Annotated in this window: 1 protein-coding gene; it reads left to right on the forward strand. The window is 50.2% G+C overall.

Features of this window, described 5'->3' with window-relative positions:
* Positions 1 to 247: 247 nt before the first annotated feature.
* Complete coding sequence (locus tag K0T92_RS24460; protein ID WP_219875247.1) at positions 248 to 1,426, forward strand: IS110 family RNA-guided transposase; 1,179 nt, start codon at positions 248 to 250, stop codon at positions 1,424 to 1,426.
* Positions 1,427 to 1,547: the final 121 nt, after the last annotated feature.

Genomic DNA, 1,547 nt, shown 5'->3' on the forward strand with positions numbered 1-1,547 from the left:
TTTCGTATTATTAGGTCAGCCAGAGAATTCTGGTTGGCCTATTTTTGTAAGTGTTATACGATGGTGGTAGCCGGGAAAACGAAGCATCTTTAGGGACGCAGATCCCGTCGATGAAACTGTTCTCCCCCTACCGTCCAATGACCATGTTTGAGCTGGTAGAGGCAATGACCTCGCATCACAAGCGAAGCTATGGGTTTGGAAGCCATTAGGTGGGAATGCCGGTGAGTGAAGTGGAGGAGTTTATATGATGCAGCCAGTGGTTGGAGTTGACGTAGCGAAGGGGTTTAGCGTCGTTCAGGCTTTCATGAGGCGCAATGAGCCATTCGGGAGGACGGAAACCGTTCAACATGGAGAGCAAGGCTTTGAGCAACTAGGAGACATGTTAGGCGTACTCAAGCATGAAAGTGGTGTTGAGCCCATCGTTGTACTGGAAGCAACCGGTCATTACCACCGGAGTCTGGTTGGGTATTTGAAACGCGGGGGATGGATCTACTACATCGTCAATCCTCTGCAAGCGAAGCGCGCGAAAGGTACGCAGTTGCGAAAGGTCAAAACAGATGCAGCGGATGCTTGGCATTTGGCCGAGATGTACTACCGAGGGGACGTTAAAGCACACCGTGACTGGGATGAATCGTACACCGAGCTCCAGCATCTGACGAGGCAGCATGAGTTTGTAACCGGTATGTACGTGCAGGCCAAGTTAAACAGTCGCGCTTTGCTTGAGCAAGTGTTTCCGGACTTCATCGGGTTGTTTTATAATCTGTACTCGTCAACGGCGTTAAAAGTACTGCAGCGATGCTTGGCGAATAACGCGGAAGATGTGGAGGCGCTCATCCATGAATGTGTAGGGAAATCCCGTTCGAAAGGATGGATGGCAGCGAAAACAGAACGGCTGAGGGGACTCATGCTGGGCTGGAACACACAAGCCAGGAGTCACTCCCAAAGCATCGCATTGACGAGCATGATCGCGCTGCTGTTGGAATTCGACAAACAGTTGAGTCATTTGGAAAAGCAGATGGAAGAAGTGGCTGGGGAACTTCCTGAAGTGGAATGGGTCAAAAGCATTCCAGGCGTCGGAGACAAGCTAGCGGCTGCCATCGTGGCAGAAGTCGGCGATGTAAGCCAGTTCAGGGATGCCAAGCAACTCGTCGCCTATGCCGGGCTAGATCCGGGCATCTACAGTTCTGGAAAGTTCACAGCCACGAGCAACCGGATTACGAAACGAGGCTCCAAGAGACTTCGACGAGCGCTATATTTGGCTGTGCAATGCGGACTTCGGAGAAGTGCTAATAGCAGGATTAGTCATTATTACGCGAAAAAAAGGAAAGAGGGCAAGCCCTACAAGGTGACGGTGATTGCCTGCGCGAACAAGCTGCTGCATCACATTTACGCCATCTTGATGAAAGGCACGCCCTACAAGACATAATTCCATATTTAACCAATACCCTCCGCACCACCGGAGGTTCTTTGGCATGTACAAAAAGTATAGCACCATTTTTCTCAAATTCCAAGTCATCAATGCTTGACAAACATTAGCTGGTTTCATT

It is taken from the genome of Paenibacillus oenotherae, from assembly GCF_019443105.1.
GTDB classification, from domain to species: domain Bacteria; phylum Bacillota; class Bacilli; order Paenibacillales; family Paenibacillaceae; genus Paenibacillus_Z; species Paenibacillus_Z oenotherae.

Bases quoted from the DNA above. Each gene is read 5' to 3' on its own strand.
- K0T92_RS24460 (WP_219875247.1), top strand. From the start codon at position 248: ATGCAGCCAGTGGTTGGAGTTGACGTAGCGAAGGGGTTTAGCGTCGTT.